At 71.5% G+C, this 24,680-nt stretch carries 17 protein-coding genes and 1 pseudogene; 13 read left to right on the forward strand and 5 right to left on the reverse strand.

Going from position 1 to position 24,680, the window contains the following annotated elements; all coding sequences use genetic code 11:
• Positions 1-77 precede the first annotated feature (77 nt).
• The 7 genes and pseudogenes from ICC28_RS34150 to dnaK all read left to right on the forward strand — a co-directional run bounded on the left by ICC28_RS34150 (position 78) and on the right by dnaK (position 9,815).
• Positions 78-2,150 carry an alkaline phosphatase family protein gene (locus ICC28_RS34150; protein ID WP_188292688.1) on the forward strand — a complete coding sequence of 691 codons (2,073 nt, stop codon included), beginning with the start codon at positions 78-80 and terminating at the stop codon, positions 2,148-2,150.
• An 81-nt stretch (positions 2,151-2,231) separates the two neighbouring features.
• Positions 2,232-3,325 (forward strand): annotated as a pseudogene (locus ICC28_RS34155) (ATP-binding protein).
• The gene (locus ICC28_RS34160) at positions 3,322-5,112 is read left to right on the forward strand and encodes a DUF2201 family putative metallopeptidase (protein ID WP_188292689.1); all 1,791 of its coding nucleotides are present in this window, start codon (positions 3,322-3,324) and stop codon (positions 5,110-5,112) included. Before ICC28_RS34155 ends, ICC28_RS34160 begins: the two are co-directional and overlap by 4 nt.
• 64 nt (positions 5,113-5,176) lie before the next feature.
• Complete coding sequence (locus ICC28_RS34165; protein ID WP_188292690.1) at positions 5,177-5,605, forward strand: OsmC family protein; 429 nt, start codon at positions 5,177-5,179, stop codon at positions 5,603-5,605.
• Between the two features lie 125 nt (positions 5,606-5,730).
• Positions 5,731-7,113: a CorA family divalent cation transporter gene (locus ICC28_RS34170; RefSeq protein ID WP_188292691.1), complete on the forward strand. Its 1,383-nt coding sequence runs from the start codon at positions 5,731-5,733 to the stop codon at positions 7,111-7,113.
• Positions 7,114-7,119: 6 nt separating this feature from the next.
• Positions 7,120-7,869, forward strand: a complete 750-nt coding sequence (locus ICC28_RS34175) for a glycerophosphodiester phosphodiesterase family protein (RefSeq protein WP_188292692.1) — start codon at positions 7,120-7,122, stop codon at positions 7,867-7,869.
• Positions 7,870-7,958: 89 nt separating this feature from the next.
• A complete protein-coding gene (gene dnaK / locus ICC28_RS34180; protein ID WP_188292693.1) occupies positions 7,959-9,815 on the forward strand; it encodes a molecular chaperone DnaK in 1,857 nt (618 codons plus the stop codon).
• A gap of 245 nt (positions 9,816-10,060) precedes the next feature.
• Here the strand turns inward: dnaK and ICC28_RS34185 are convergent, their stop codons facing one another.
• Together ICC28_RS34185 and ICC28_RS34190 are read right to left on the reverse strand one after the other, a co-directional pair.
• A complete protein-coding gene (locus ICC28_RS34185) occupies positions 10,061-10,837 on the reverse strand; it encodes an SAM-dependent methyltransferase (protein ID WP_188292694.1) in 777 nt (258 codons plus the stop codon).
• A 42-nt stretch (positions 10,838-10,879) separates the two neighbouring features.
• Positions 10,880-11,743, reverse strand: coding sequence for a helix-turn-helix domain-containing protein (locus ICC28_RS34190; RefSeq protein WP_188292695.1), 864 nt, complete (start codon positions 11,741-11,743; stop codon positions 10,880-10,882).
• A gap of 234 nt (positions 11,744-11,977) precedes the next feature.
• Here ICC28_RS34190 and ICC28_RS34195 point away from each other — a divergent pair, with 234 nt between their 5' ends.
• A complete protein-coding gene (locus ICC28_RS34195) occupies positions 11,978-12,403 on the forward strand; it encodes a hypothetical protein (RefSeq protein ID WP_188292696.1) in 426 nt (141 codons plus the stop codon).
• On the opposite strand, the gene ICC28_RS34200 is transcribed toward ICC28_RS34195, so the two are convergent.
• On the reverse strand, positions 12,385-13,185 hold the full coding sequence (locus tag ICC28_RS34200; RefSeq protein ID WP_188292697.1) for a helix-turn-helix domain-containing protein: 801 nt from the start codon (positions 13,183-13,185) through the stop codon (positions 12,385-12,387). The two genes, ICC28_RS34195 and ICC28_RS34200, sit on opposite strands and share 19 nt — an antisense overlap.
• A 117-nt stretch (positions 13,186-13,302) precedes the next feature.
• On the opposite strand from ICC28_RS34200, the gene ICC28_RS34205 reads away from it, so the two are divergent.
• On the forward strand, positions 13,303-13,608 hold the full coding sequence (locus tag ICC28_RS34205; RefSeq protein WP_188292698.1) for a 4a-hydroxytetrahydrobiopterin dehydratase: 306 nt from the start codon (positions 13,303-13,305) through the stop codon (positions 13,606-13,608).
• Between the two features lie 4 nt (positions 13,609-13,612).
• A complete protein-coding gene (locus ICC28_RS34210) occupies positions 13,613-14,356 on the forward strand; it encodes a class I SAM-dependent methyltransferase (protein ID WP_188292699.1) in 744 nt (247 codons plus the stop codon).
• 137 nt (positions 14,357-14,493) lie between these two features.
• Here the strand turns inward: ICC28_RS34210 and ICC28_RS34215 are convergent, their stop codons facing one another.
• Both ICC28_RS34215 and ICC28_RS34220 read right to left on the reverse strand, forming a co-directional pair.
• Complete coding sequence (locus ICC28_RS34215) at positions 14,494-17,148, reverse strand: cellulose binding domain-containing protein (RefSeq protein ID WP_188292700.1); 2,655 nt, start codon at positions 17,146-17,148, stop codon at positions 14,494-14,496.
• Positions 17,149-17,404: 256 nt separating this feature from the next.
• On the reverse strand, positions 17,405-20,323 hold the full coding sequence (locus ICC28_RS34220; RefSeq protein ID WP_188292701.1) for a glycoside hydrolase family 48 protein: 2,919 nt from the start codon (positions 20,321-20,323) through the stop codon (positions 17,405-17,407).
• Positions 20,324-20,909: 586 nt separating this feature from the next.
• Here ICC28_RS34220 and ICC28_RS34225 point away from each other — a divergent pair.
• The 3 genes from ICC28_RS34225 (at position 20,910) to ICC28_RS34235 (ending at position 24,613) form a co-directional block, all read left to right on the forward strand.
• Entirely contained in the window at positions 20,910-22,634 is a 1,725-nt protein-coding gene (locus ICC28_RS34225; RefSeq protein WP_188292702.1) for a glycoside hydrolase family 6 protein, read from the forward strand.
• 133 nt (positions 22,635-22,767) lie between these two features.
• Positions 22,768-23,658, forward strand: a complete 891-nt coding sequence (locus ICC28_RS34230; protein WP_188292703.1) for a class I SAM-dependent methyltransferase — start codon at positions 22,768-22,770, stop codon at positions 23,656-23,658.
• A 253-nt stretch (positions 23,659-23,911) separates the two neighbouring features.
• The gene (locus ICC28_RS34235) at positions 23,912-24,613 is read left to right on the forward strand and encodes an SDR family oxidoreductase (protein ID WP_188292704.1); all 702 of its coding nucleotides are present in this window, start codon (positions 23,912-23,914) and stop codon (positions 24,611-24,613) included.
• Positions 24,614-24,680: the final 67 nt, after the last annotated feature.

Genomic DNA, 24,680 nt, shown 5'->3' on the forward strand with positions numbered 1-24,680 from the left:
CTTCGGGGCGCTGCTGAAGCCGGGCTGTGTGACAAGGTGGGTTCAGGCCCGCGGGGTGACGGGTCGGGACGTGAGGTGTGCGGGGCGTGCGGGCAGGTCGGTGGCGGCGGGTTGCCAGTCAGGTCGGGCGGAGCGTCGCGGTGTGGGCGGTCTCCACGCTCACCATGCTCGTGCTCGCCGGGATCCTGCCCGACTTCCAGCTGCAGTCCGCGGACGGCGACAGCGCCACCCGGATCGCCGTCACGGCCGCGTTCGGCGCCGGCGCCTTCGGTCTGCTGTCCGCCCTGGTCTGGCCGCTGCTCGTGCGGCTGCTGCTGCTCGTGCCGGCCCTCGTCCTCGGCCTGCTGGTCTTCTTCCTCAACGGCGGCCTCCTGCTGGTCGCCCTGCGGCTGAACCCGGCCGAGCGCGGCGGGGCCGCCTGGGAGACCGCCGTGGTGGTCGCCGCCGTGATGTCCGCCGTGGCCTCCGCGACCGGCGCCGCCCTCGCCGTACGCGACGACGACGCCTACCGGCGCCGCCTGTACCGCCTAGCCGACCGCCGCCGCAACACCCGGCCGCCCTGCCCCGCCACCCCGGGAACCGTCTTCCTGCAGCTCGACGGCGTAGGCCACGACGTGCTGCTGGACGCCGTACGCAAGGACCTCATGCCGACCGTCGCCCGCTGGCTGCGCGGCACCCACCGGCTGACCCCTTGGCGCACCGACTGGTCCAGCCAGACCGGCGCCAGCCAGCTGGGCATCCTGCACGGCAGCAACCACGACGTCCCCGCCTTCCGCTGGTACGAGAAGGAGAACCGGGAGGTGATGGTCTGCAACCGCCCCACCAGCGCCGCCGAACTCCAGCGGCGCGCCGTGCGGCACACGGGCGACGGCGGACTGCTCACCGTCGACGGCGCCAGCCGCGGCAACCTGTTCAGCGGCGGCGCCGGCGAACAGGCCCTCGTGCTGTCCATCGCGACCCGGCGCCGCGGCCGCGAGAACCGCTCCCGGGCGGGCTACTTCGCCTACTTCTCCGACCCGGCCAACGCGGTGCGCACCGCCCTGTCGTTCGTCGCCGAGGTCGGCCGTGAGATCGGCCAGTCCACCCGGGCCCGGCTGCGCAAGGCCCGCCCCCGGGTCTCCCGCGGCGGCCTCTACCCCTTCGTCCGCGCCTTCGCGACCGTCGTCGAACGGGACGTCGTCGTCGCCGCGGTGATGGGCGACATGCTCGCCGGCCGCACCGCCGTCTACGCCGACCTCGTCGCCTACGACGAGGTGGCGCACCACTCCGGGCCGACGAGCCGCGACGTCGAACAGGTCCTCGAACGCCTCGACCGGGCGCTCGAACAGATCGAGAAGGTCGCCGAGCACGCCCCGCGCCCCTACCGGGTCGTCGTCCTCTCCGACCACGGCCAGAGCCCCGGCGAGACCTTCCGCGCCCGCTACGGCCTCACCCTCGCCGACCTGGTGCGGGCCGGCAGCGGCCTGCCCGTACCGCGCCGCGCGCGCCGCACCCACAGCGGCACCGAGGCCCGCGCCGCCGTGCGGGCCGCGCTGCGCATCCCGGTCGAGGAGAGCGGCGAGAAGCACCGCCCGACCCGCCGCTCGGAACCGATCGTGCTCGCCTCCGGCAACCTCGGCCTGGTCTCCTTCCCGGACGTCCCCCACCGGATGACCAAGGAGGAGATCGACGCCCGCCACCCCGCCCTGCTGACCACGCTCGCCAACCACCCCGGCATCGGCTTCCTGCTGGTCCGCAGCGAGAAGCACGGCGGTGTCGTGCTCGGCCCGTTCGGCGCCGAGATCCCGCTGGACGAACTCGACCACAATCCCGGCCCGCTCGCGCCCTTCGGACCCGGCGCGGCGGACGCCGTCCGGCGTACGCACTCCTTCCCGCACACCGCCGACATCATGGTCAACTCCATGTACGACCCGGCCGACGGGGAAGTCCTCGCCTTCGAGGAGCAGATCGGCTCGCACGGCGGACTCGGCGGCGCGCAGGGCAGGCCCTTCCTGATGTCCCCGGTCGCCCTGTCCGCGCCGGTCGAGGACGGCGAGGAGCTGGCGGGCGCCGAGCACGTCCACCGGGTCCTGCGCCGCTGGCTGCGCGAGTCGGACGGCCCCGAGGTGCCGGTGGAGCCGGAACGGGAGGCCGAGGAGCGGGCGGCCTGAAAAACCGGGTGCGGCAAAACGGTCGTACGCAGACACTGTTCGCAGTCGAACTCGTACGAACACCTTTGAGGAGTACCTGCTTTGCAGGCTGCCGTTACTGTCACCCCGGCCCGTCTCCCCGACCTGCTGCTCGGCCTCGCCACCGTGCGGCCGGTCTTCGTGTGGGGCGCTCCCGGCATCGGAAAGTCCTCCCTGGTAAGGGACTTCGCCGAGTCGCTGGGCCTGGTGGGGGTCCCCCCACGCCCTTGAGGCAGTGGGGGAGCGTGAGTCTGCTCGGCACCCAGCTGGCCCCGGAGGACCTGATCGGCGTACCGCAGATCCGGGACGGGCGGTCGGTGTTCTGCCCGCCGGAGACGATCGCCCGCGACGAGCCGTACTGCCTGTTCCTGGACGAGCTGAACGCCTCCACGCCGGATGTGCAGAAGGCCTTCTACTCGCTGATCCTGGACCGCCGCATCGGCAACTACGAGCTGCCGAAGGGCTCGATCGTGATCGGCGCCGGCAACCGCGCCACCGACAACGCCCTCGCCCGTCCGATCGCCTCCGCCCTGGTCAACCGCCTCACCCACGTGCACCTGGAGGCGTCCGCCAAGGACTGGCTGACCTGGGCCGCGAACAACGGCCTCCACTCGTGGGTGCTGGACCACGTCACCGACCGGCCCGACCACCTGTGGTCCAAGCCGCCCAAGACCGAGGAGCCGTTCTCCACGCCGCGCTCCTGGCACATGCTCTCCGACGCGCTGCACTCCTTCGGCCGCGACCTGGACGAGGAGACCCTGAAGGTCCTCGCGCACGGCACGCTGACGCCCGCCCACGCCACCGCCTTCTGCGGCTACGTCAAGGTCGTGCGCAGCCGGTTCGGCATCGAGGCGATCATCAAGGGCGACGCCCGCTGGCCGAACCGGCTGGAGGACCGCGACCTGCTGTACTACCTCGCCGACTCCTTCCGCGGCCGCCTGGTCAAGGAACTGCCCGCGAGCAAGGAGCACATGTCGGCGAACGGCCGGCAGACCGCGTACCGGGCCAAGTCGCTGCTCGTGCAGCTCGCCGAGATCTCCGTCGAGGTCGCCCAGACCGTCATCGCCTCCGACGCCGACGGCAACCCGGTGCTGCCCTCCTGGTTCCTGGTCGAGGCGGCGCGGGACATGCCGCGGCTGGTGGAGACGCGCCGGTGAGCCGTACCCGGCCGAAGAAGCGGGACCTCGCGGCGGAGGCCTTCGCCGAGGGGCTGCGGCTGGTGAAGGCCAACCCGGCGCTCGCGGCGGTGGAGTTCAGCGTCTGCCGCCAGGAGAGCTGCGAACTGACCCCGCGCGACGGGCTGGTGCGCGTCGACTCCGACGCCACCCTGCACGTCCACCCGGACCGGCTCGCCGAACCGGCCCGGTGGGCCTGGTCCCTCGCCCACGCCGTCCTCCACCTCGGCTTCGGCCACGTCCCGGCCGCCAAGGGCGAGCGCCCGCAGCCCGACCGCTGCGACCTCGCCGCCCGGTGCGTCGTCGTCAACCGCTTCCTGCTCGGCTTCACCATCGGCACCGCCCCCGACGACCTGCCCGCCGCCTACCCCGACGGCGACGAGGAACGGCTCGCCGCCCGCTGGCGCCGGGACGGCATCCCGGCCGTGTACGAGCGCTGCGGCACCGCGGGCGACGAGCCGGACCTGCGGCTCGTGCCGTGGCACGGCTGGTACGGGCAGCCCCCGGACCACCAGCTGGCGTTCGCCACCGCCCTGACCCGGACCGTGTCCGCGGCGATGGACATGGCGGGCGGCCGCCGCGACTCCCACGACGCCGAGGCGCCACAACTGCGGCCGTGGGAGCAGGCGCTGAGCTGGTTCGTCTCCTCCTACCCGCTGCTCGGCGGCATCGCGGCCGGCATCAAGCTGGTCGCCGACCTCGAACTCGTCCACGCGCACGGCATCGCCATCGCCGCCGTCGACACCGAGGCCGGCGAGATCTACGTCAACCCGCTGCGCACCCTCGACGAGGAGGAGTGGCGGTTCGTCCTGGCCCACGAGATGCTGCACGCCGCGCTGCGCCACGGCGACCGCTGCGGCACCCGCGACCCCTACCTGTTCAACGTCGCCTGCGACTACGTCATCAACGGCTGGCTGTGCGAGATGCAGGTCGGCACCATGCCCGAAGGCCTGCTCCACGACCGGGAGCTGGCCGGCCTGTCCGCCGAGGAGGTCTACGACCGGATCGTCGGCGACCTGCGGCGCATGCGGCGGCTGGCCACCCTGCGCGGCAAGGGCGTCGGCGACGTCCTCGGCGGCCCGCTCGGCCCGCCCGGACCCCGCGTCGACCTCGACGAGTTCTACCGCCGCGGCCTGGCGAACGGCCTCGACCTGCACCAGCGGCAGGAGCGCGGATTCCTGCCCGGCGGCCTGGTCGAGGAGATCCGCGCGCTCAGCCATCCGCCGCTGCCCTGGGACGCCCAACTGGCCCGCTGGTTCGACGAGTTCGTGCCCCGCCCGGAGCCGGTACGGACGTATGCGCGCCCCGCGCGGCGGCAGGCCTCCACCCCCGACATCCCGCGCGCGGGCCGCTACTTCCCGCCCGAGGAGATCGCCCGCTGCACCTTCGGCGTGGTCCTGGACACCTCCGGCTCGATGGGCCGGGTGCTGCTCGGCAAGGCGCTCGGCGCCATCGCCTCCTACGCCGAGGCCCGGGACGTACCGGCCGCGCGCGTGGTGTTCTGCGACGCGGCGCCGCACGACGCGGGCTATCTGCCGGTGACCGAGATCGCCGAACGGGTGCGGGTGCACGGCCGGGGCGGCACGGTGCTCCAGCCGGGCATCGATCTGCTGCACCGCGCCGACGACTTCCCGCCCGGCGCGCCGGTGCTGGTCATCACCGACGGCTGGTGCGACGTGCTGCGGGTGCGGCGCGAGCACGCGTACCTGATTCCGCAGGGTGCGCGGCTGCCCTTCACCGCACGTGGACCGGTCTTCCGGGTGAGCTGAGCCGGAATGTGATCGGATGGGGTCCACGGACCCCGAAAACGGGACCTCATCGAAGGGATTTATCGTGGCAACCACGCGCTCCGCACACACCGTGTGGGAAGGCAATCTGTTCCAGGGCAACGGCGTCGTCACCTTCGACTCCTCCGGCGCGATCTCCGCGCAGCCGGTGTCGTGGCCGTCGCGCGCCGAGGAGGCCAATGGCAAGACCAGCCCGGAGGAGCTGATCGCCGCCGCCCACTCCAGCTGCTACTGCATGGCCTTCTCCAACGGCCTGGACAAGGCGGGCACTCCGCCCACCAAGCTGGTCACCTCCGCGGACGTGACCTTCCAGCCGGGGCAGGGCATCACCGGCATCCACCTCACCGTCGAGGGCACCGTGCCCGGCATCACCGAGGAGGCCTTCCTCGCCGCGGCCGAGGACGCCAAGGCCAACTGCCCGGTCAGCCAGGCCCTGAAGGCCGTACCGATCACACTGTCGGCGAAGCTCGCCTGAGCCGCCCGGCGCACCGCACCACCACACGTCGCGCAGGCCGCCCCCGCCGGGGCGGCCTGCGCGACGTCGGTTCGCGGGGGCGGGCGCGGGTATGACAAGGACGCCGGGGTGTCGGAAGGATATTGATGGTGCCGGGAACGTCCAGCAGCGCGGCGGTACTTGACTCCGCGCCTCGGGAACTCACCCGTATTCTGCTGTTGTTCAGCCTGGGCTGCCGGATCGGCCCCGAGGGCGCGGCCCTCGGCGGACTCGTCGACCGGCTGGAGTTCGGCCGCTTCCGGCCGCACCTGGAGTCCGGCGAGGCGGTGCTGCCCGTACCGGTGCTGGCCGAGCGGTTGGCCCCGGACCGGCTGGGGCTGCCGCACGGCGACCACGGCCTGGCCCTCGCCTCCTGCGAGCTGCTGGTCGTCGCCACCCCGCGCGGGGACGCCACGCTGATGCTGGACTGCGGCTTCGACGGGGGCACCGACGCGGCCTCCGTCGCCGCCTGGCTGGCGACCACCTGCTTCGAACGCGACGGCCTCCGGCTGGACGAACGGCCGCTGTTGGAGGTGGTGGGTGTACGGCTCGGACTCTCCGAACCCCTTGCCTTCGGCCTGAACGTGCACCAGCTCGTCTTCCCCGGCGGCAGTCTGCGCGAGGAGCTGCTCGCCCACGGCGACGAGACCCGCCAGGCGGCCCTGCTCAACGGCATCATCTACCGCGGCAGGATGCCCAGCGAGGGCGCCGACCGGCTCACGGTCAGCGTGCCGCCCAACCTCCGGAACCACGGTGTCACCCTGTCCGCGCACGGCCGAGGCGTCTCCGTGCAGGCCGGCTGGGCGCCGCACGTGGAGAACGGCCTGGTCCTCGTCGCCCTCGGCATGATCTCCGCGCTGGCCGTCCTCCAGCGCACCCGGCTCGCGGCCTTCGCGATGATGAAGGAGAACGAACGGGCGCTGACCACCTCGCCCTCCGAGATCCGCACCCTCATCTCGCGGCTGTCCGACGGGGTCAACGAACTCCAGCTGGACCTGGCCTTCGGCGTCGAGGCCTACGTGGACAGCCTGCTGATCCCGGAGATGCTGACGGAGGGCTTCCAGTCCTCGCTGCGCGACACCCTCGGCATCCGCGACAGCCTGGACAACTCCGCCCGTATGGTCGAGCGCCTGACCTCGGTGATCAGCGCCCGGTCGGCGGCCCTGGACGCCGCCCTCGCGGAGCGGGACGAACGGCAGAACCGCATCGTCTCCGCGCTGGTCACCGCCGCCACGCTGATCGCCCTGCCGCCGACGCTGCTGCTGGCGTTCTTCGGCGCGAACGCCAGCGACGTCGACGAGAACCACTCCGTCCTCGACCTCGGGCGGTACGGCACCGCGTACGCTCTGGCCTGGCTGCCCTTCGTCGTGCTGGTCGTGATCGGATACGTCCTGCTGCGGCGGGTGGGCAGGGACTCCGGCTCGCTGCTGGCCCGCTCCGACGACGGACCCGCACCGGTGCCCGCACCACGTACCCCCTCCGGGAGCTGACCGACCATGCCGCGACGACCCGCCGTCTCCGCCCACCGCGGCGGCTCCGAACGCGCCCGGGCCGCCACCTGGGAGGCCTACGAGGACGCGCTGCTGAGCGGCGCGGAGTACGTCGAGTTCGACATCCGGCGTACGGCCGACGGCGTCCTCGTCGTCTACCACGACGCCCGCGTCGACCACACCGGACCCCTGCTGTCCGACATCTCGCACGCCGAGCTCGGCGAGCGGGCCGGATACGCCGTGCCGGTCGTGGACGAGGTCATGGAGCTGATCGCCGGGAAGCTCGTCGGCCATCTGGACCTGAAGGAGACCGGCTACGAGCGCGAGGTGATCGACCGGGCCGTCACCCTGCTCGGCGCGGACGGGTTCGTCGCCACCACCCTGGAGGACCGTTCCGTCGCGGCGATCAGCGCCGCGTTCCCCCGTGTGCGCACCGCGCTGTCCCTGGGACGCGACCGCGCGGAGACCGGCTGGGCGCGGCTGCCCGGCACCCGGCTCAGCGAGCTGCTGCCGATGCGGCGGGTGCGCGCCTGCGGCGCCACCGGCGTCGCGGTGCACCAGCGCCTCGCGCGGGCGAGCGTGCTGCGCGAGGCCACCCGGCACGGACTGTTCACCATGGTGTGGACGGTCAACGACGACACCCTGATGCAGACCTTCCTCAGCCATCCCCGGGTGGATGTGCTGATCACCGACCGGCCCCGGCGGGCCGTGGCCCTGCGGGGCGAGCCGAGGGAGCCCGAGCGCACGCTTCGCTGAGCCCGCCCGGGGTACCCCGCACCATTGACAAGAGCCCGCTCAAGTTTTGTGCTGGAGTTCGGAAAGCGCCCTGGCGGAAGGGGACAGCGATGGGACGTGCGGTCGGTATCGATCTCGGGACCACGAACTCGGTGGTCGCCGTTCTGGAGGGCGGCGAACCCACCGTCGTCGCCAATGCGGAGGGGGCCAGGACCACGCCGTCGGTCGTGGCCTTCGCCAAGAACGGCGAGGTGCTCGTCGGCGAGGTGGCCAAGCGGCAGGCGGTGACCAACGTCGAGCGCACCGCCCGGTCGGTCAAGCGCCACATGGGCGACGGCGGCTGGCGCTTCCCGCAGGAGGGCTCCGTCGACGGCACCCGCTACCGCGCCCAGGAACTGTCGGCGCGGGTGCTGCAGAAGCTCAAGCGGGACGCCGAGTCCTACCTCGGCGAGGACGTCACCGACGCCGTGATCACCGTCCCCGCCTACTTCGACGACGCCCAGCGGCAGGCGACGAAGGAGGCCGGTGAGATCGCGGGCCTGAAGGTGCTGCGCATCATCAACGAGCCGACCGCCGCCGCCCTCGCCTACGGCCTCGACCGGGGCGAGGAGCAGACCGTCCTCGTCTTCGACCTCGGCGGCGGCACCTTCGACGTCTCCCTGCTGGAGATCGGCGACGGCGTCATCGAGGTCAAGGCCACCAACGGCGACACGCACCTGGGCGGCGACGACTGGGACCAGCGGGTCGTCGAGCACCTGGTGAAGAAGTTCAAGAGCCAGTACGGCATCGACCTCGGCAAGGACAAGATGGCGGTGCAGCGGCTGCGGGAGGGCGCCGAGAAGGCCAAGATCGAGCTGTCCAGCTCCTCGGAGACGACGATCAACCTCCCCTACATCACGGCCTCCGCCGAGGGCCCGCTGCACCTCGACGAGACGATGACCCGCGCCCAGTTCCAGGAGCTCACCGCCGATCTCCTCGACCGCTGCAAGACCCCCTTCCACCAGGCGGTCAAGGACGCCGGCATCAAGCTCGCCGCGGTCGACCACGTGATCCTCGTCGGCGGCTCGACGCGGATGCCCGCGGTGACCGAACTGGTCAAGGAACTCACCGGCAAGGACCCGCACAAGGGCGTCAACCCCGACGAGGTCGTGGCGCTCGGCGCGGCCCTCCAGGCGGGCGTCATCCGCGGCGACGTCAAGGACGTACTGCTCCTGGACGTCACCCCGCTGTCCCTCGGCATCGAGACCAAGGGCGGCATCATGACCAAGCTCATCGAACGCAACACGACCATTCCCACCCGGCGTTCGGAGATCTTCACCACCGCCGCCGACAACCAGCCCTCGGTCGGCATCCAGGTCTACCAGGGCGAACGCGAGATCGCCGCCTACAACAAGAAGCTGGGCGTCTTCGACCTCACCGGTCTGCCGCCGGCCCCGCGCGGGGTCCCGCAGATCGAGGTCGCCTTCGACATCGACGCCAACGGGATCATGCACGTCTCCGCGAAGGACCTGGCCACCGGCCGCGAGCAGAAGATGACCGTCACCGGCGGCTCGGCGCTGCCCAAGGACGACATCGACCGCATGATGCGGGAGGCCGAACAGTACGCGGACGAGGACCGCAAGCGCCGCGAGGCGGCGGAGACCCGCAACCAGGCCGAGCAACTCGTCTACCAGACGGAGAAGTTCGTCCGGGAGAACGAGGACCGGGTGCCCGCCGACACCAGGACCGAGGTGGAGTCGGCGGTCACGGACCTCAAGCAGCTCCTGGAACGCAACGCCGACACGGCCGAGTTGCGCACCGGCGTCGAGAAACTCGCCGCCGTCAGCCAGAAGATGGGCCAGGCGATGTACGCCCAGACCCCGCAGCAGGAGCCGGCGCAGGAGCACACCTCACCGCAGGACGACGAGGGCGTGGTCGACGCGGAGATCGTCGACGACGAGAAGGACACCAAGGGCGGGGCCGCCTAGCCTCCCGCGCCCCCGAGTTCAGCCCCCGGCCCGCTCCCACTCCCGGCCCCGGCGCTCCGGACGCGGGCCGGGCGAGGCGCGGAGAGCGGGGCCGGAGGGCGGGGGCGTGAAGCCCGGAGGGGTGCGGGGCGTGAGCCTCGGCGGGTGCGAGGGCCCTAGGGTGCGAGGGCCGTAGGAGGCGAGGCCCGTAGGGCGCGAGGGGCGGAGGGCGCGAGGCGCTGGGGGTGGCGGCACGAGGCTCGCGGTCAAGGCTTGCGGGCGACTCCCGCGTAGACCGGCACGATGCCCTCCGCCTGGGCCGCCACGTCCTCGGGCTCCGGCCGCCACCCCGAGACCGGGATCACGCCCGGGCCCAGCAGCTCCAGGCCGTCGAAGAAGCGGGAGAACTCGGCGAGGGAACGCGGGTGGAAGGGCGTGCCGCTGCGCCGGAAGTGCTCGGCGGCCTTCCCGATGGCCTCGGGGTTGAGATCCGGGGTGACCTGGGAGACCACCAGGTAGCTGCCCGGGGCCAGGGCCTCGACGTACCGCTTCAGCAGGCCGTGGACCTCGTCGCCCAGGTAGTGGGTGAGCGCCACCAGCGACAGGGCGACCGGCTCGGCGAAGTCCAGCGACTCGGCCGCCTGCGTCAGGATCGCCCCGGGGTCGCGGACGTCCGCGTGCAGATACTGCGTGGTGCCCTCGGCGGAGCTGTGCAGCAGCGCCTCGGCGTGCCGCAGCACGATCGGGTCGTTGTCCGCGTACACCACCTTCGCCTCGGCCGCGACCCGCTGCGCCACCTGGTGCAGGTTGGGCTCGGTCGGGATGCCCGTGCCGATGTCCAGGAACTGCCGGATCCCCGCCTCGGCGGCGACCCGGGTCGCCCGGTGCATGAACCGCCGGTTGGCGCGCGCCCCGCGCAGCACGGTGCCGTCCACGGCGAGGATCTTCCGGGCCAGCTCCTCGTCCACCGGGTAGTTGTCCTTGCCGCCGAGCCACCAGTCGTAGACCCGGGCCGGATGCGGCCTGCTCGTGTCGATCCTCATGGGGGTGTCGTCTCCTCGGGGCGATCGCGGTGGTCACGGGGCTCAGAAGTCGTCGCGGCTCTCCCGCAGCAGCTTCTGGGTGCGCTCGGCCGAGGCGGCGGCCGTGGACATGTGGTCCAGGACCTCCAGATGGGCGGCGACCTCGGTACGGGAGTCCAGGTAGAGCGCGCCGGTCAGGTACTCGGTGAACACCATGTCCGGCAGTTCGGGCTCGGCGAACCGGAACAGTGTGAACGGCGCGTACGTCCCGGGATGCGGGCCGACGGTGAACTCGGCTATCTGCAGCGTGACCCGGTCCCGCTCGGCGAACTCCAGCAGTTTGTCGAGCTGTTCGCGCATCACGGACCCGCGGACGCTCACCGGACGCCGCAGCACCGTCTCGTCCATGATCACCCACAGGTGGGGCCGGTCCGGGCTCTCCAGCAGCCGCTGCCGCTCCATCCGCAACGACACATGCCGCTCGATCGTCTCCGGCCCGGTCTGCCCGATCGTGCCCGCCTCCAGCACGGCACGGGCATAGTCCTCGGTCTGCAACAGGCCGGGCACGAAGTGCGGTTCGTAGGAGCGGATGATCCGGGCCGCGCCCTCCAGACTCACGTACATGCTGAACCAGTCCGGCAGCACATCGTGGAACCGCTGCCACCAGCCCGGCTGGTTCGCCTCCTCGGCCAGCGAGACGAACGCCGCGGCCTCGTCCTCGGCGACTCCGTACGTCTCCAACAGCACCTGTACGTACGGTATTTTCAGCGCGACCTCGGCCATCTCCATCCGCCGTACGGTCGCCGAGGCCACGCGCAGGACCCGGGCGGCCTCGTCCCGCCCCAGTCCGGCCGCCTCCCGCAGCTCCTGAAGCCGTTTGCCGAGCACCACCTGGCCCACGGTGGGCGCAGGCCGCCGCTCACTCACGCCACGCCTCCCCTACGCGCCGAAGTCCCCGTGCAGTGTGCCACGTTCCGGTTACGGCGGCACCGGTGCCGAGGTGAGGCGCTCGCCACTGCCGCCCGGGCATGACCCGGGAGGTAATCGACCCCGGCGGGTGCGCGCGAGAACGTGGTGTCACCGGGTTCCGGGCCGGCGCACTCCGGTCCGGGACCCGGTCCCACCGCCGCTCGACCCCGACCCTACGGAGGGTGATTCGCCATGTCCGCGACCCAGCTTGCCGCGCTCGCCCGGACCTCCCACCCGCAGACCGCCCTGCGCCGCTTCCTGGCCCTGGACGCGGCCGTGACCGGCGCGAACGCCCTCGCCTACCTGGCCGCTTCCGGGCCGTTGGGGGACCTGCTGGGGGTCGACCCGGCGCTGCTGCTCGTACTCGGCGCCTTCCTCGCCGCATACGCCACCGCGGTCGCCCTCCTCGCCTCCCGCCCCCGGCCGGCCGCGTTCCCGGTGCGCGCGGTGATCGAGGCCAACTTCGCCTGGGCGGCGCTCAGTCTGGTCGCCCTCGCCGTCTGGCTCACGCCGACCACGGCCGGCGCGGTGTGGACGGTACTCCAGGCGCTGACCGTGGCCGGGTTCGCCGGGGTGCAGTACGCGGCACTGAGGGCACGTCAGGGCATCAGCGACTGAAGGTACTTGACCGTCGCCGGGTCGGCCGGGAGGAGGGTCTCGATGGCCAGCTCGGCGACGGTGACGTCCATCGGGGTGTTGAACGTGGAGATCGAGGAGATGAACGACAGCGTCCGGCCGTCGTGCTCGACCTGCATCGGCAGCGCGAAGTACGGTACGGGCGCGGCCGGTTCCTCGCCGGGCGCGCCCTCCGGCACCGGGTACGCCGCCACCTCCTCGTACAGCTCCCGCAGTTCGTCCGAGCGGTACAGCGCGATCTGCCGTTCCATCTGGGCGAGCAGATGGCCGCGCCACTCGCGCAGGTTGCGGATGCGCGGCGCGATGCCCTCCGGGTGCAGGGTCAGGCGCATCGCGTTCAGCGGGGGCGCGAGCAGGTGCTCGGGGATGCCCTCCAGCAGCATCAGGATGCCCCGGTTGGCGGCCAGCACGTTGTACCTGGCGTCGACGACCAGCGCCGGGTACGGCTCGTAGCCCTGGATGAGCCGCTCCATGCCCTCGCGCAGCGCGTCAAGCGACGGGTCGTCCAGCGGGGTCTCCGGGTAGTGCGGGGCGTAACCGGCCGCCAGCAGCAGGGCGTTGCGCTCCCGTACCGGAACGTCCAGGTGCTCGGCGAGCCGCAGCACCATCTCCTCGCTGGGCCGCGAGCGGCCCGTCTCGATGAAGCTGATGTGCCGGGCGGAGGAGTCCGCGCGCAGGGCCAGCTCCAACTGGCTGATCCGCCGTTGCTCCCGCCAGGCCCGCAGCAGCGGGCCGACGCCCCGGTCGGTTGCGGTGATGGCCATACCAGGACCGTAGACGACGACCGGGACACGGGCGAAGCGACCCCTCGTGACCAGGGCTTCGGCGGTTCTTCTGTGGCACGCTGAGAGAGAACCCGCAGCCCTGGAAGGAGCGAGGCCATGCCCCTCGAACCGCTGTCGCAGAAGGAGATCGAGGACCGGCTCGCGGAGCTGCCGGGCTGGTCGCTCGACGGCGACCGCCTCACCCGGCTGTACCGGCTCGCCACCCACTTCGCGGCCACCGCCCTGGTCGTGCACATCGCCCAGGTCCAGGAGGAGCTCGACCACCACTCCGACCTCACCCTCGGCTACAACACCGTCTCCCTGTCCGTGAACACGCACAGCGTGGGCGGCGCGGTGACCGAGAAGGACTTCGAGCTCGCGCAGCAGGTCGAGGCGCTGGCCCCGGGCCACGGGGCACAGTGACGGCGTGCTCGACTACGACAAGGAAGCCGACGTCTACGACGCCAGCCGCGGCGGCGAGGCCCGGGCCGCCGCGGCCGCGGACGCGGTGCTCGGCCTGATCCCGGACGGCGCCCGCACACTCCTCGACGTCGGCTGCGGCACCGGCATCGTCACCCGCCGGCTCACGACGGCCCGGCCCGCCCTGCGGGTGACGGGCGCCGACCTGACGTACGGGATGGTCCGGATGGCGGCGGCCCGGCTGCCCGGCGCGGTGGTCCTCGCGGACAGCCGGCGGCTGCCGTTCCCGGACGGGACCTTCGACGCGGTCACCAGCATCTGGCTGCTGCACCTGCTCGACCGCGGCGACGACATGGGCGCCGTCGTCGCCGAGTGCGCGCGGGTGCTGCGGCCCGGCGGGGTGTACGTGACCACCGTCGACAAGGCCGCCGCCCACGACGTCGGCAGCGACATCGACGCCGTGCTCGCACCGCGCCCGCGCCGCGCCGCCCCCGACGCGGCGGCCCGCGTCGAGGCCCGCGCCGCCGAACACGGCCTGGACCCGGCCGGACGCGCCCGCTTCACCGGCCTCGGCCAGGGCCGCAGCCCCCGCCGTACGGTGGCCGACCTGCGCCGCGGCTGGTTCACCCAGCTCCCGCCGGGCGCCGCGCTCACCGAACGGTTCGCCACCGAGCTGGAGGCGCTCCCGGACCCCGACCGCCCCCGCCCCGACCCGGTCTTCAGCCTCCGCGCGTTCCGGAAACCCGGCTGAACCGTCGCGGCCCGGCGCCCTCCTCGGCGGCAAGGTGGCGGCCGCGCCGCGGCCCGTCGTCCGCACGCCGTGATCGCCCAGGGGTACTCGGCGGACGGACCGGGGTGCGTGCCGTCACCGGCACGCACCCCGGCGGCTCAACTCACCGTGCAGGACCGGTCACCGACCTTGAACGCGGTCGGTTTGCCGTTCGCGCCCGACCAGTTGCCCGTGAAGCCGAAGCCCACGGACGAGCCGGCCGCCACGTTGCCGTTCCAGCCGACGTTCTTCGCCGTGACCGACGCACCCGACTGCGTAGGGTCGGCGTTCCACATCTGGGTGACTTTCTGGCCGTCGGGGAAGGACCAGGTCAGCGCCCAGTCGGACCAGGCACTCGTCCCGGTGTTGGCCAGCTGCACATCCGCCTGGAAGCCGCCCGACCACTGATTGGTGATCTTGTACGTCACCGCGCAGGCGCCGGTCGGGGTGGGGTCGGGCCCGGGATCGGTGCCGCCGGTGTCGGAGCTGTCGCCGTAGACGACCCCCCGCCCGTTGGTCGAGACGTACACCCGGCCGTAGACCCGCGGGTCACCGGTGATCGCTGCTCCGGTCCAACCCCACTGGTGGGCGTCGTCGTTGATCCGGGTCCAGGTGGCACCCTCGTCCGTGGAGCGGAAGATGCCGCGCACGCCGCCGATCTTCGCGCTGGTGTACAGCGTCTGGTACGAGGCTCCCGGCGCCGCCTTGCCGAAGCCCACGGTGTCGGCCTGCTCGACGCCCGGCAGCTTGGTGAAGCTCGCGCCGCCGTTGGTGGAGTGCCACAGCCCGTACGTGCCCCCGCTCTCCCCGCCGGCGAGCCACACGTCGCCCTTCTTGCCGGGCAGCGCCTTGAAGCGGACGCTGTCACCGCTCGGCAGCCCGCCGGCCGGGGACTCCGTGAAGCTCGCGCCGCCGTTCGTGCTCACGTAGAATTTCCCGGACTTGAAGCCGTAGAAGACCTGTGGGTCGACCCGGTCGGACTCGACGATCGCGCCCGCCGGGATGCCGGACGACGCCGACCAGGAGGTGCCGAAGCCGGTCGCGTGGTGCACGCCCGCGCCCTGCGGGCTCCACACGAACCGGCTGCCGTCGGCCGCCGCGGCCACCGTGCCGCCGCCGCTGACGCCCGAAGGGTCCTGTCCCGCGAACCAGTTGGCGCCGTTGTCGGTGGAGAAGGCGATGTGCGGCCCCGAGTCCAGGTCGCCGACCCGGACGACCGTGTTCGGGTCGGACTCGGCGAAGTCCAGGCTGGTCGTCGTGGTGAAGTTGGGCCGGGTGTACATCATCGCCGGCACCTTGGTCAGATCCGTGTGCCGGAACCCGCCGATGTCACCGAGGGCGCTCAGCAGCGGTGCGCCCGACGGGGGAGAGGCGAGGTCGTTGACGGCCGTCTCCTCCAGGCCCCGCACCATCGGCTTGATGGTGAACCGCGTGTCGCCGTCCCAGTCGGTGAGGTTCTCGGTGCCGTAGATCGTGGCGCCCGTGCCGTACATCATCCGGTCGGAGTTGAACGGGTCGATCTCCAACGCCTCGGTCATCCAGCCGAGTTTGGGCGTCTGCTCCGGCGGCTCCGGGTTCGCGCCCCAGGTCAGCCAGGGCGAGGAGGAGACGTCCATGGTGTAGCGGTTGGCGCGTTCGGGGTACGAGGTGTAGTCCCAGGCCTTCGTCCAGGTGGCGCCGGAGTCGGTGGAGCGGAAGATCTGCGTGTCCGGCCACCAGGAGCTGTAGGCCGTCGCCATCACCGTGCCGGGGTTCTGCCGGTCGACGGTCAGTCCGCTGAACCCGTAGTAGGTGTCGGCCTCGGCGACCGGGCTGATGTCCGTCCAGGTGCCCGTCGCGGTCGCGTACCGCCACAGTCGGCCCTTGCCGCCGTCGTACGGGCCGCCGCTGTCGCTGTACGCCAGGTAGAGGTAGCCGTTCTCCGCGTCCAGGACGCCCTTGTGGGCCAGATGGCCGGTCGGCTGCCCGGCGAGGCGGGTCCAGGTCGCGCCCGCGTCCGTCGACCGGTACACGGCGTTGTCCTTGTCGGCGACCCCGACGTAGATCGTCCGCGTGGCGTTGCCCGAGGTGCCGGTGGACTCGTCGAAGGTGACCCAGACGATGCCCTGGTTGTCGCTCGCGTAGCCGCTCGGGTCGTTCGGGTCCTGCCGGTAGTTGCCGACGTTGGGGAAGTCCGTCACCTGCGACCAGCTCGCCCCGGAGTCCGTCGACCGCCACAGGCCCTTGCCGCTCGGGGCGCCCAGGTAGAGCACGCTGTTGCGGTTCGGGTCGACCGCGAGCCGCTCGCCCATGCCCCGGCCGGGCATGTTGCCGCCCAGCTTGAACGGCAGATCGGCCTTCCGCCAGCTCGCGCCCCGGTCCGAGGAGCGCAGGACCGCGCCGTTCTTCGGGTCCCAGCTGTTGGTGTACGTGCCGACCGCGGCGTACACCTTGTCCGGGTCGATGGAGTCGGAGGCCAGGCTCACCACCCCGGTGTGCCCCCAGTCGTCCCAGCCGACCGAGTCGAGCAGCGGTGTCCACGTCTTGGAGGACTCCACCCAGCGGTAGGCGCCGCCGATGTCGGTACGGGCGTAGGCGAGGTTCTTCTCGGAGCGGTTGAACACGATGCCGGGGACGAAACCGCCGCCGTCGATGCGGGCGTTCTTCCAGGTGTAGGTGTCGGCGGCGATCGCCACCGGCGTCTTCTCGGACTCGGCGGCCAGCACGGGCGGGGTGCCCGCGAGCAGACCGGCGGCCAGCGCCAGCACGGCCGTGAGGATGCGGGTTCTTCGCACGGGGACTCCTTGGGGGGTAAGCGCTTTCCGTCCACTGCGAGAGGTGCCGGGCGACCCTCAGTGCGGGTGAGGATCGCCCGGCCGAGAGGCCCCGCCGTCAGGTGGCGGGACCACGCACACGAAGCTCTCGCGCGCTACCGCAGGAGAGGGCCGAGATGCAGCGCCCCTTCAGGGGCGCGGGGAACTGCGCGACCAGCCCAAACGGACCCGCAGCCGAATCACGGCCAACCCAGCGGAGCGCTTCGCGGGGGCTGGATTATTCGAGAAGCTCCGCGTACGAACCCATGGCCAAGGCGATGTCCGCCTGGGCCCAGAACCGGTGGTACGTGAACGACGGCACCGCGCCGCCCGCCAGATACGCCTCGATCTTCGACCACGCCGGGTCGTCCTTGTAGAAGGAGCGGATCGAGTCGAACGTCGACGACGAGTTGATCACGTCACCGTTCGGCATCCGGCCGGTCCAGCCGCTCGGGATGTGGATCGGGTCGTCGAAGCGGTTGTAGTCGGCGCGGTTCTCCGGGACGGCGATGCCCAGGGTGTCCTGGTGGTTGTCCCACATGCCGTCCAGGAGCGCCTTGGCCGTGCGCGCCGCCTCCGTGTCACCGGAGCGGTCCGCGTAGTACGTCAGGGTCTTGGCGTACGCGGCGGCCACACCGACGTCGTTGGTGTAGTCGGTGACGGTGACGTGCAGACCGGCGTTGGCACCGGGGTTGTTGGCGTTCCAGGTGTCGGGCTGACCCGACCACTGCAACGTCGCCGGGATCAGGTACGTGCCGTCCGGGTTGATGGTCGTGTGCTCCAGCGCCCAGTCCACCCACTTGTCGAGGACGGTCTTGGCGAGGGCGTTGCCCGTCTGCTGATAGAGCTCGGCCACCCGCTCCATCGACCACGCCTGGAAGCCGAACCACTGGTTGGACGGCGGGTCGTGGTAGACGGGCTTCTCGTCGTAGTACATGCCGTAGAAGGTCGACTTGCCGGCCGGCGGGGTCGCGTACCGGCCCGCCCAGCTGTTGGTCGCGCCGCCCGCGATGGCACCCTCGTCGGACTGGAGCCAGCGGTAGAACTCGACCTGCCGTTCGAGGGACTTGGCCCAGTCCGCCTGGCCCGTCGCCGACTTCGGCTTCAGGTCGGCGTAGTTGGCCAGCGCGTAGGCCGCCATCGGGTTCTGGTAGCCGCCGTGCGCGTGGCTGGAGCCGATGCGCCAGGACCAGCCCGCCGAGGTGTCGGTGGCGCCGCCCCAGGCGTAGTACCAGGAGAGCAGGTAGTGCGAGGAGTCCTTGCCGGTGCCGGCCGGGCAGGCCGCCGGACCGACGCAGTTGCCGATCTTCTTGAAGTACTTGTCGTACATGGCGTAGCGCAGGTAGTCGCCCATCTTCGCGGCCTTGGCGACGGTCGCGGAGATCTGGCTGCCCTTGCCCTGCGCGTCGGCCCACTTGTCGGCCCAGTAGGCGGCCTGCACCGCACGCGCGTCGGCGTCCGGGGCGTTGGTGAACTTCCACTGCTTGGCGTAGGAGGCGTCACCGGTGAACAGGTCCAGGTACCCGTTCGGACCGCCGTACTTGAACTGGTCGCAGGTCGGCTGCGGGACGGTCTCCCACACCGACTCCTGCGGGCCGCGCTGGAAGGTGTTGATGTACGACGGGCCGGTGTCCGACGGGCCCGCCTCGCACTTGCCGGGCGAGTTGCCGTAGCCGTAGACGTTGTCGACGTCCTGCAGCCAGTGCATGCCGTAGATGTCGTCCGTGCCGTACGCGCTCTTCAGCTCGGCCGCGATCGGGTCGGAGCCGACCGAGACGCCGGTGTCGAGCCGCGCCGGGTACTCGTTCGGAGTGTCCAGCTCGGGCGCGTAGGTCGCCGGCTTGGAGGCGTTGTAGAAGGAGGTGGTCGGCTGGTCGGCGCGGGTCGGGATCATGTACTTCTCCATGATCTCCCAGGCGCCGTTGAACTTGGACCAGTCACCCGTGACCTTGCCGTACATCGCCTGCAGCCACAGAAGGTAGCTGTAGGCCTCCGACGTGGTCTCGTGGCCGTGGTCCGGGGCCTCCACGATCAGCGTCTCGACCGAGTGGTAGGGGACACCCTCGGGCGAGAAGTAGCCGTTCGCCGGGTTGGTGATCTTTCCGTAGAGCTCCAGGAAGCGGGCGTCGTACTCACCGGACGCCTCGATCTGGGTCACGGTCACCGCCGCCTTGGCATGTCCGTTCGCGGTGGACTCGAAGGTCGCCGCGCCGGTGCCGGAGGAGTCCGCCGAGATGGTCACCTTCTGTGCGGTGTTCCAGTTCGACGGGGTGAAGGTGAGCGACGCCCCGCCGGTCACCGACAGGCCCGCATTGCCGCTCGCGCGGGTGGTGGTGACGGTGACGTTGGCCGACGGCTGGGTCGAGAGCTTGATGTCGTACGTGCCCGACTCGCCCTGTTGCACGGCCAGTTGGTTGGTGGACGCCACCACCGCGGGGCCCGAGGCGACCGTGATGCCGACCGGCGTGGACTCCGCGGACGCACCAAGGCTGTCGTACGCCTTGGCCAGCAGGGAATGACTGCCCACGGACAAGTTGGAGACGGAGAGCGTGTAGGGAGCGGTCGTGTCCGTGCCCAGCAGCGTGGTGTCGTCGTAGAACTCGACCTTGCTGATGGTGGCGTTGTCGGCGGCCGCCGCGGTCGCCGCGAGCGGCACCGGGTCCCCTTGCGAGTAGACGGCACCCGCGGCCGGGCTGGTCAGCACCGCGATCGGCGGCTGGTGTGCGCCCGTGCAGGTGGTGCCGTTGATCGCGAAGGAGGCCGGGGCGGCGTTGCTGCCGCTGTAGCTGAACTGCGCTCCGGTGCTCACCGCGGCGCCGGCCGCGATCCGCCCGTTGTACGAGGCGTTGCGCACCGTGATGTTCTGGCCGGACTGGGACCAGGTCCCGTTCCAGCCGTTGGAGAGCCTCTGGTTGCCGGTGTAGGCGTACGTCAGGGTCCAGCCGTCGATCACGTCCGTACCGCGGTTGGTGATCGTCACGTCCGTGGTGAAGCCGGAACCCCAGTCGTTCGTCTTGTAGTCGACGCTGCACTGAAGTGGCGCCGCCTGTGCGGGAGTTGTGCCGGTGGCCAACAGGGTGAGCGGAAGCGCCAGGGCAGCGACGACGGCCGTCCAGGCCCGCCGTACCGCACTCCGTCTCCGGGGTGGGGGATGCATGGTGCTGGTTCCTCCTTGCGGCTCGGAGAAGTCAAGGCTTGAACCAGTGGGAGCGCTCCCATAGTGGGGACGGGGGGTCAAGGGGTCAAGGTGCTTGAAGAGTCGAAAAGATTCGATGCGGGCGACTGAGCAAAAGTCAGTTACTCCCCTGTCCATTGTCGTCACTTGGCGCTAACTTCGTTGACACCAGTGGGAGCGGTTCCATCAGTCGACGCGTCCGTACCGACGCGCCTGAGCTGCAAGGAGTCGCTCATGCGACACCCCCCGCGTTCAGTACTTTTAGCCGTCCGTGCCGGGAGTTCCGCCTGCCCGCACGGTGGCGGCCGAGCCGAACAGCTGGAGTCCCACCAAGCTCGGTGACCCGACGGCAGTCCCGCCGCGGCATGGCACGTCCACCGGTTCAACTCCTGCGCGCACCCCCGTGTCGCCCAGGTCATGAAGTGGTTCGACGACCGCGGCCCGTCCTGTTCCGGACCGGGTCCGGAACAGCGTGCGCCCGGAACAGCCTGCGCCCGGAACAGCGTGCGTCCTGAACACCGTGCGTCCCGAACGGACAACACCCCCGATGGAGAAGGAACCCGCACACATGAGTCGTAGCAGAACAGCGATGCTGGCTGCCCTGGCGTTGGTCGCCGGGGCCTCCGGGACGGCGCTCGCCGCCGTGCCCGGCGACGGGATCGGAGCGGCCGCCGTCCCCTGTACCGTCGACTACAAGGTGCAGAACCAGTGGGACACCGGCTTCACCGCGGCCGTCACCATCACCAACAACGGTGCCGCCAAGAGCAGTTGGGCGGTGAAGTGGTCCTATGCCGGTAACCAGCGGGTGACCAGCGGCTGGAACGCGAAGATCACCCAGAGCGGGGCCGCCGTCACCGCGGCCAACGAGTCCTACAACGGCAGCCTCGGCACCGGCGGTTCGGTCAGCTTCGGCTTCAACGGCACGTACAGCGGCACCAACGCGATGCCGGCCACCTTCACCCTGGACGGCGTGACCTGCAACGTCGACGACGGCGGCGGCGGCCCGGACCCCGACCCGGACCCGGACCCCGGCACGGGCAATCGCGTCGACAACCCGTACGCCGGCGCCAAGGTGTACGTGAACCCCGAGTGGCGGGCGAACGCCAACGCCGAACCGGGCGGCAGCCGGGTCGCCAACCAGCCCACCGGTGTGTGGCTCGACCGGAGCGCCGCCATCGACGGCGTCAACGGCGGCATGAGCCTGCGTGACCACCTCGACGAGGCCCTCGTGCAGAAGGGCAGCGGCGAACTCGTCATCCAGCTCGTCATCTACAACCTGCCCGGACGCGACTGCTCGGCCCTCGCCTCCAACGGCGAACTCGGCCCGACGGAGCTCGGCAAGTACAAGACCGACTACATCGACCGGATCGCCGCGATCCTCGCCGACCCGAAGTACGCCTCGCTGCGCATCGTGACCGCGGTCGAGATCGACTCCCTGCCCAACCTCGTCACCAACACCGGAAGCCGCCCGACGGCCACCCCGGAGTGCGACGTGATGAAGGCCAACGGCAACTACGTCAAGGGCGTCGGCTACGCGCTCAGCGAGCTCGGTGACGTGCCCAACGTCTACAACTACGTCGACGCCGGCCACCACGGCTGGATCGGCTGGGACGACAACTTCGCGCCGTCCGCCCAGGTCTTCAAGGAGGCCGCGACCGCCGAGGGCGCCACCGTCAAGGACGTCCACGGCTTCATCACCAACACCGCCAACTACAGCGCCCTGAAGGAGGAGAACTTCTCCATCAACGACACCGTGGCCGGCAAGTCCGTCCGCGAGTCCAAGTGGGTGGACTGGAACCGCTACACCGACGAGCTGTCGTACGCCCAGGCCATGCGGAACCAACTGGTCTCGGTCGGCTTCGACTCCGGCCTCGGCATGCTGATCGACACCTCCCGCAACGGCTGGGGCGGCACCGCACGGCCCACCGGCCCCGGCCCCATGACCAACGTGGACACCTACGTCGAGGGCGGCCGCTACGACCGCCGCATCCACGTCGGCAACTGGTGCAACCAGTCCGGAGCCGGCCTCGGCGAGCGCCCGCAGGCCAACCCCGCGGCCGGGATCGACGCCTACGTGTGGATGAAGCCGCCGGGTGAGTCCGACGGCGCCAGCAAGGAGATCCCGAACAACGAGGGCAAGGGCTTCGACCGGATGTGCGACCCGACCTTCACCGGTACCCCCCGCAACGGCTTCAACCTGACCGGGGCCCTGCCGGACGCGCCGATCTCCGGGCACTGGTTCTCCGCCCAGTTCCGAGAGCTGATGCGCAACGCCTACCCGCCGCTGTCGTAAGCGGCTGACCCCGCCGGGGCCCGGGACGGCCGGGCCCCGGCACAGCCGCGCTTTTGCGGTTACGGCAACCTCGATTGCCTCTTCCCGGTGAGTCGGCGCACGCTGGCGGCACCCGGAGGAGAGGCTGGCCGCCATGGCGCACAATCACGCACACAAGCACGCGCACCACCACCACGACCACACCGACATCGACTGGGCCGAGATGGCCGAGCACCTTCAAACGCAGGCGGAGCTGTACACGCCCCTGCACGAGCACGCCCTCGCCTGGCTCGGCGGAAAACAGACCGAGCCCGGACTGATCGTCGACGCGGGCAGCGGCCCCGGCGTCGTCTCCTGCATGCTCGCCGATGCCTTCCCCGGCGCCCGGGTCGTCGCCGTCGACGGCTCCGGACCCCTGCTCGACATGGCCCGCGCCCGCGCCGAGCGGCTCGGCGTCGCCGACCGCTTCGACACCCTGACCGGCGACCTGCCGGACATCATGGCCGACCTGGACTACCCCGCCGACCTGATCTGGGCCAGCCAGAGCCTCCACCACCTCGGCGACCAGCAGGCCGCCATCAAGGCCTACGCCGAGCGGCTGACCGTCGGCGGCACGCTCGCCCTCGTCGAGGGCGGCCTGCCCACCCGTTTCCTGCCGCGCGACATCGGCATCGGCCGCCCCGGCCTCCAGTCCCGGATCGACGCCGTGCAGGAGGACTGGTTCACCGAGATGCGGGCGGACCTGCCCGGCAGCGTGGCCGTACCCGAGGACTGGCGGGCCCTGCTGAGCGGGGCCGGGCTGAGGCCCAGCGGCACGCGTACGTTCCTGCTCGACCTGCCGGCGCCCGCGACGGACCGCGCGCGGTCCGTCGCCGCGGCGACCTTCTCCCGTTTCCGTGAGGTCCTCGGGGACCACCTCGACGCGACGGACCTTGCGACACTGGACCGCCTCGTCGATCCCGACGACAAGGCGAGTGTGCATCATCGGGGGGATTTGTTCGTGTTGTCTGCGCGGACCGTGCACACGGGGGTTCGGACCGGTTGACCGGTGCGGCCGGCGCAGCGCGTCACGGTCGCCGGGACGGAGACCCTCGCCTTCACCGGCCGCACCGCACTCAGGTCCGAGGGGACGGCCCTGGACGCCCTACGGCCGACCGAGCCGAGCGTGGGCTGGCCGAGGCCGAGTGGCGGCGCTGGTTCCCCTCGGCCGCGTACCGCTCCACTTGCGACCGCCCTTGACTTCGAGAGTGCTCCAACTGATGGACTCCCCCTCACCGAAACACACCTAGGGGGTACCCATGACCGACTCTCCGGTCGCACTCATCACCGGCGGTGGCAGCGGCATCGGCGCCGCGGTCGCGCGGCAGTTGCTGGACGCCGGGCACCGGGTTGCCGTGACGGGCCGCGGGGAGGCGCGGCTGCGTGGCTTCGCGGAGGAACTCGGCCGTCCCGAGGGGTTGTTGGCGATTGTCGGGGACGCGGCGGAGTACGAGCAGATCCGGGCGGCGGTCGAGACGACGCTCAAGGAGTTCGGGCGGCTCGACACGGTCGTCGCCAACGCGGGGATCGCCACCCACGACACGGTCGCCGAGGGGGACCCGGAGGGGTGGCGGGAGATGGTGCTGACCAACGTCCTGGGACCGGCGCTGCTCGTACGGGCCTCGATCGACGCGCTCAAGGAGACCAAGGGCCGGATCGTGCTCGTCGGCAGCGTCGCCGGGTTCGTGCCCACGCCGGGCAACATCTACGGCGCCACCAAGTGGGCGCTGACCGGTCTCGCCGAGAACACCCGTCGGCAGGTCACCGAATGGGGTGTCGGCGTCACCCTGATCGCGCCCGGCCGGGTGGAGACCCCGTTCTGGGACGGCTACGGCAGTCTGCCGCCGGGGCCTCTGCTGACCGCCGACCAGCTCGCCGACTCGGTTGTCTGGGCGATCCGGCAGCCCGCCGGGGTCGACGTCAACACCGTCGTCGTACGGCCGGTCGGTCAGCCCGTCTGAACCGCGCGGGCAACCTCACTGAGCCCTGCGGGCGGCCCGTCGGCCGGGCCGCCCGCAGGGGTTCTCT

This window comes from Streptomyces sp. TRM68416 (assembly GCF_014596915.1).
Lineage (GTDB): Bacteria > Actinomycetota > Actinomycetes > Streptomycetales > Streptomycetaceae > Streptomyces.

Bases quoted from the DNA above. Each gene is read 5' to 3' on its own strand.
- ICC28_RS34170 (WP_188292691.1), top strand. From the start codon at position 5,731: ATGGTGCCGGGAACGTCCAGCAGCGCGGCGGTACTTGACTCCGCGCCT.
- ICC28_RS34175 (WP_188292692.1), top strand. From the start codon at position 7,120: ATGCCGCGACGACCCGCCGTCTCCGCCCACCGCGGCGGCTCCGAACGC.
- dnaK (WP_188292693.1), top strand. From the start codon at position 7,959: ATGGGACGTGCGGTCGGTATCGATCTCGGGACCACGAACTCGGTGGTC.
- ICC28_RS34185 (WP_188292694.1), bottom strand. From the start codon at position 10,837: ATGAGGATCGACACGAGCAGGCCGCATCCGGCCCGGGTCTACGACTGG.
- ICC28_RS34195 (WP_188292696.1), top strand. From the start codon at position 11,978: ATGTCCGCGACCCAGCTTGCCGCGCTCGCCCGGACCTCCCACCCGCAG.
- ICC28_RS34200 (WP_188292697.1), bottom strand. From the start codon at position 13,185: ATGGCCATCACCGCAACCGACCGGGGCGTCGGCCCGCTGCTGCGGGCC.
- ICC28_RS34205 (WP_188292698.1), top strand. From the start codon at position 13,303: ATGCCCCTCGAACCGCTGTCGCAGAAGGAGATCGAGGACCGGCTCGCG.
- ICC28_RS34220 (WP_188292701.1), bottom strand. From the start codon at position 20,323: ATGCATCCCCCACCCCGGAGACGGAGTGCGGTACGGCGGGCCTGGACG.
- ICC28_RS34225 (WP_188292702.1), top strand. From the start codon at position 20,910: ATGAGTCGTAGCAGAACAGCGATGCTGGCTGCCCTGGCGTTGGTCGCC.
- ICC28_RS34230 (WP_188292703.1), top strand. From the start codon at position 22,768: ATGGCGCACAATCACGCACACAAGCACGCGCACCACCACCACGACCAC.
- ICC28_RS34235 (WP_188292704.1), top strand. From the start codon at position 23,912: ATGACCGACTCTCCGGTCGCACTCATCACCGGCGGTGGCAGCGGCATC.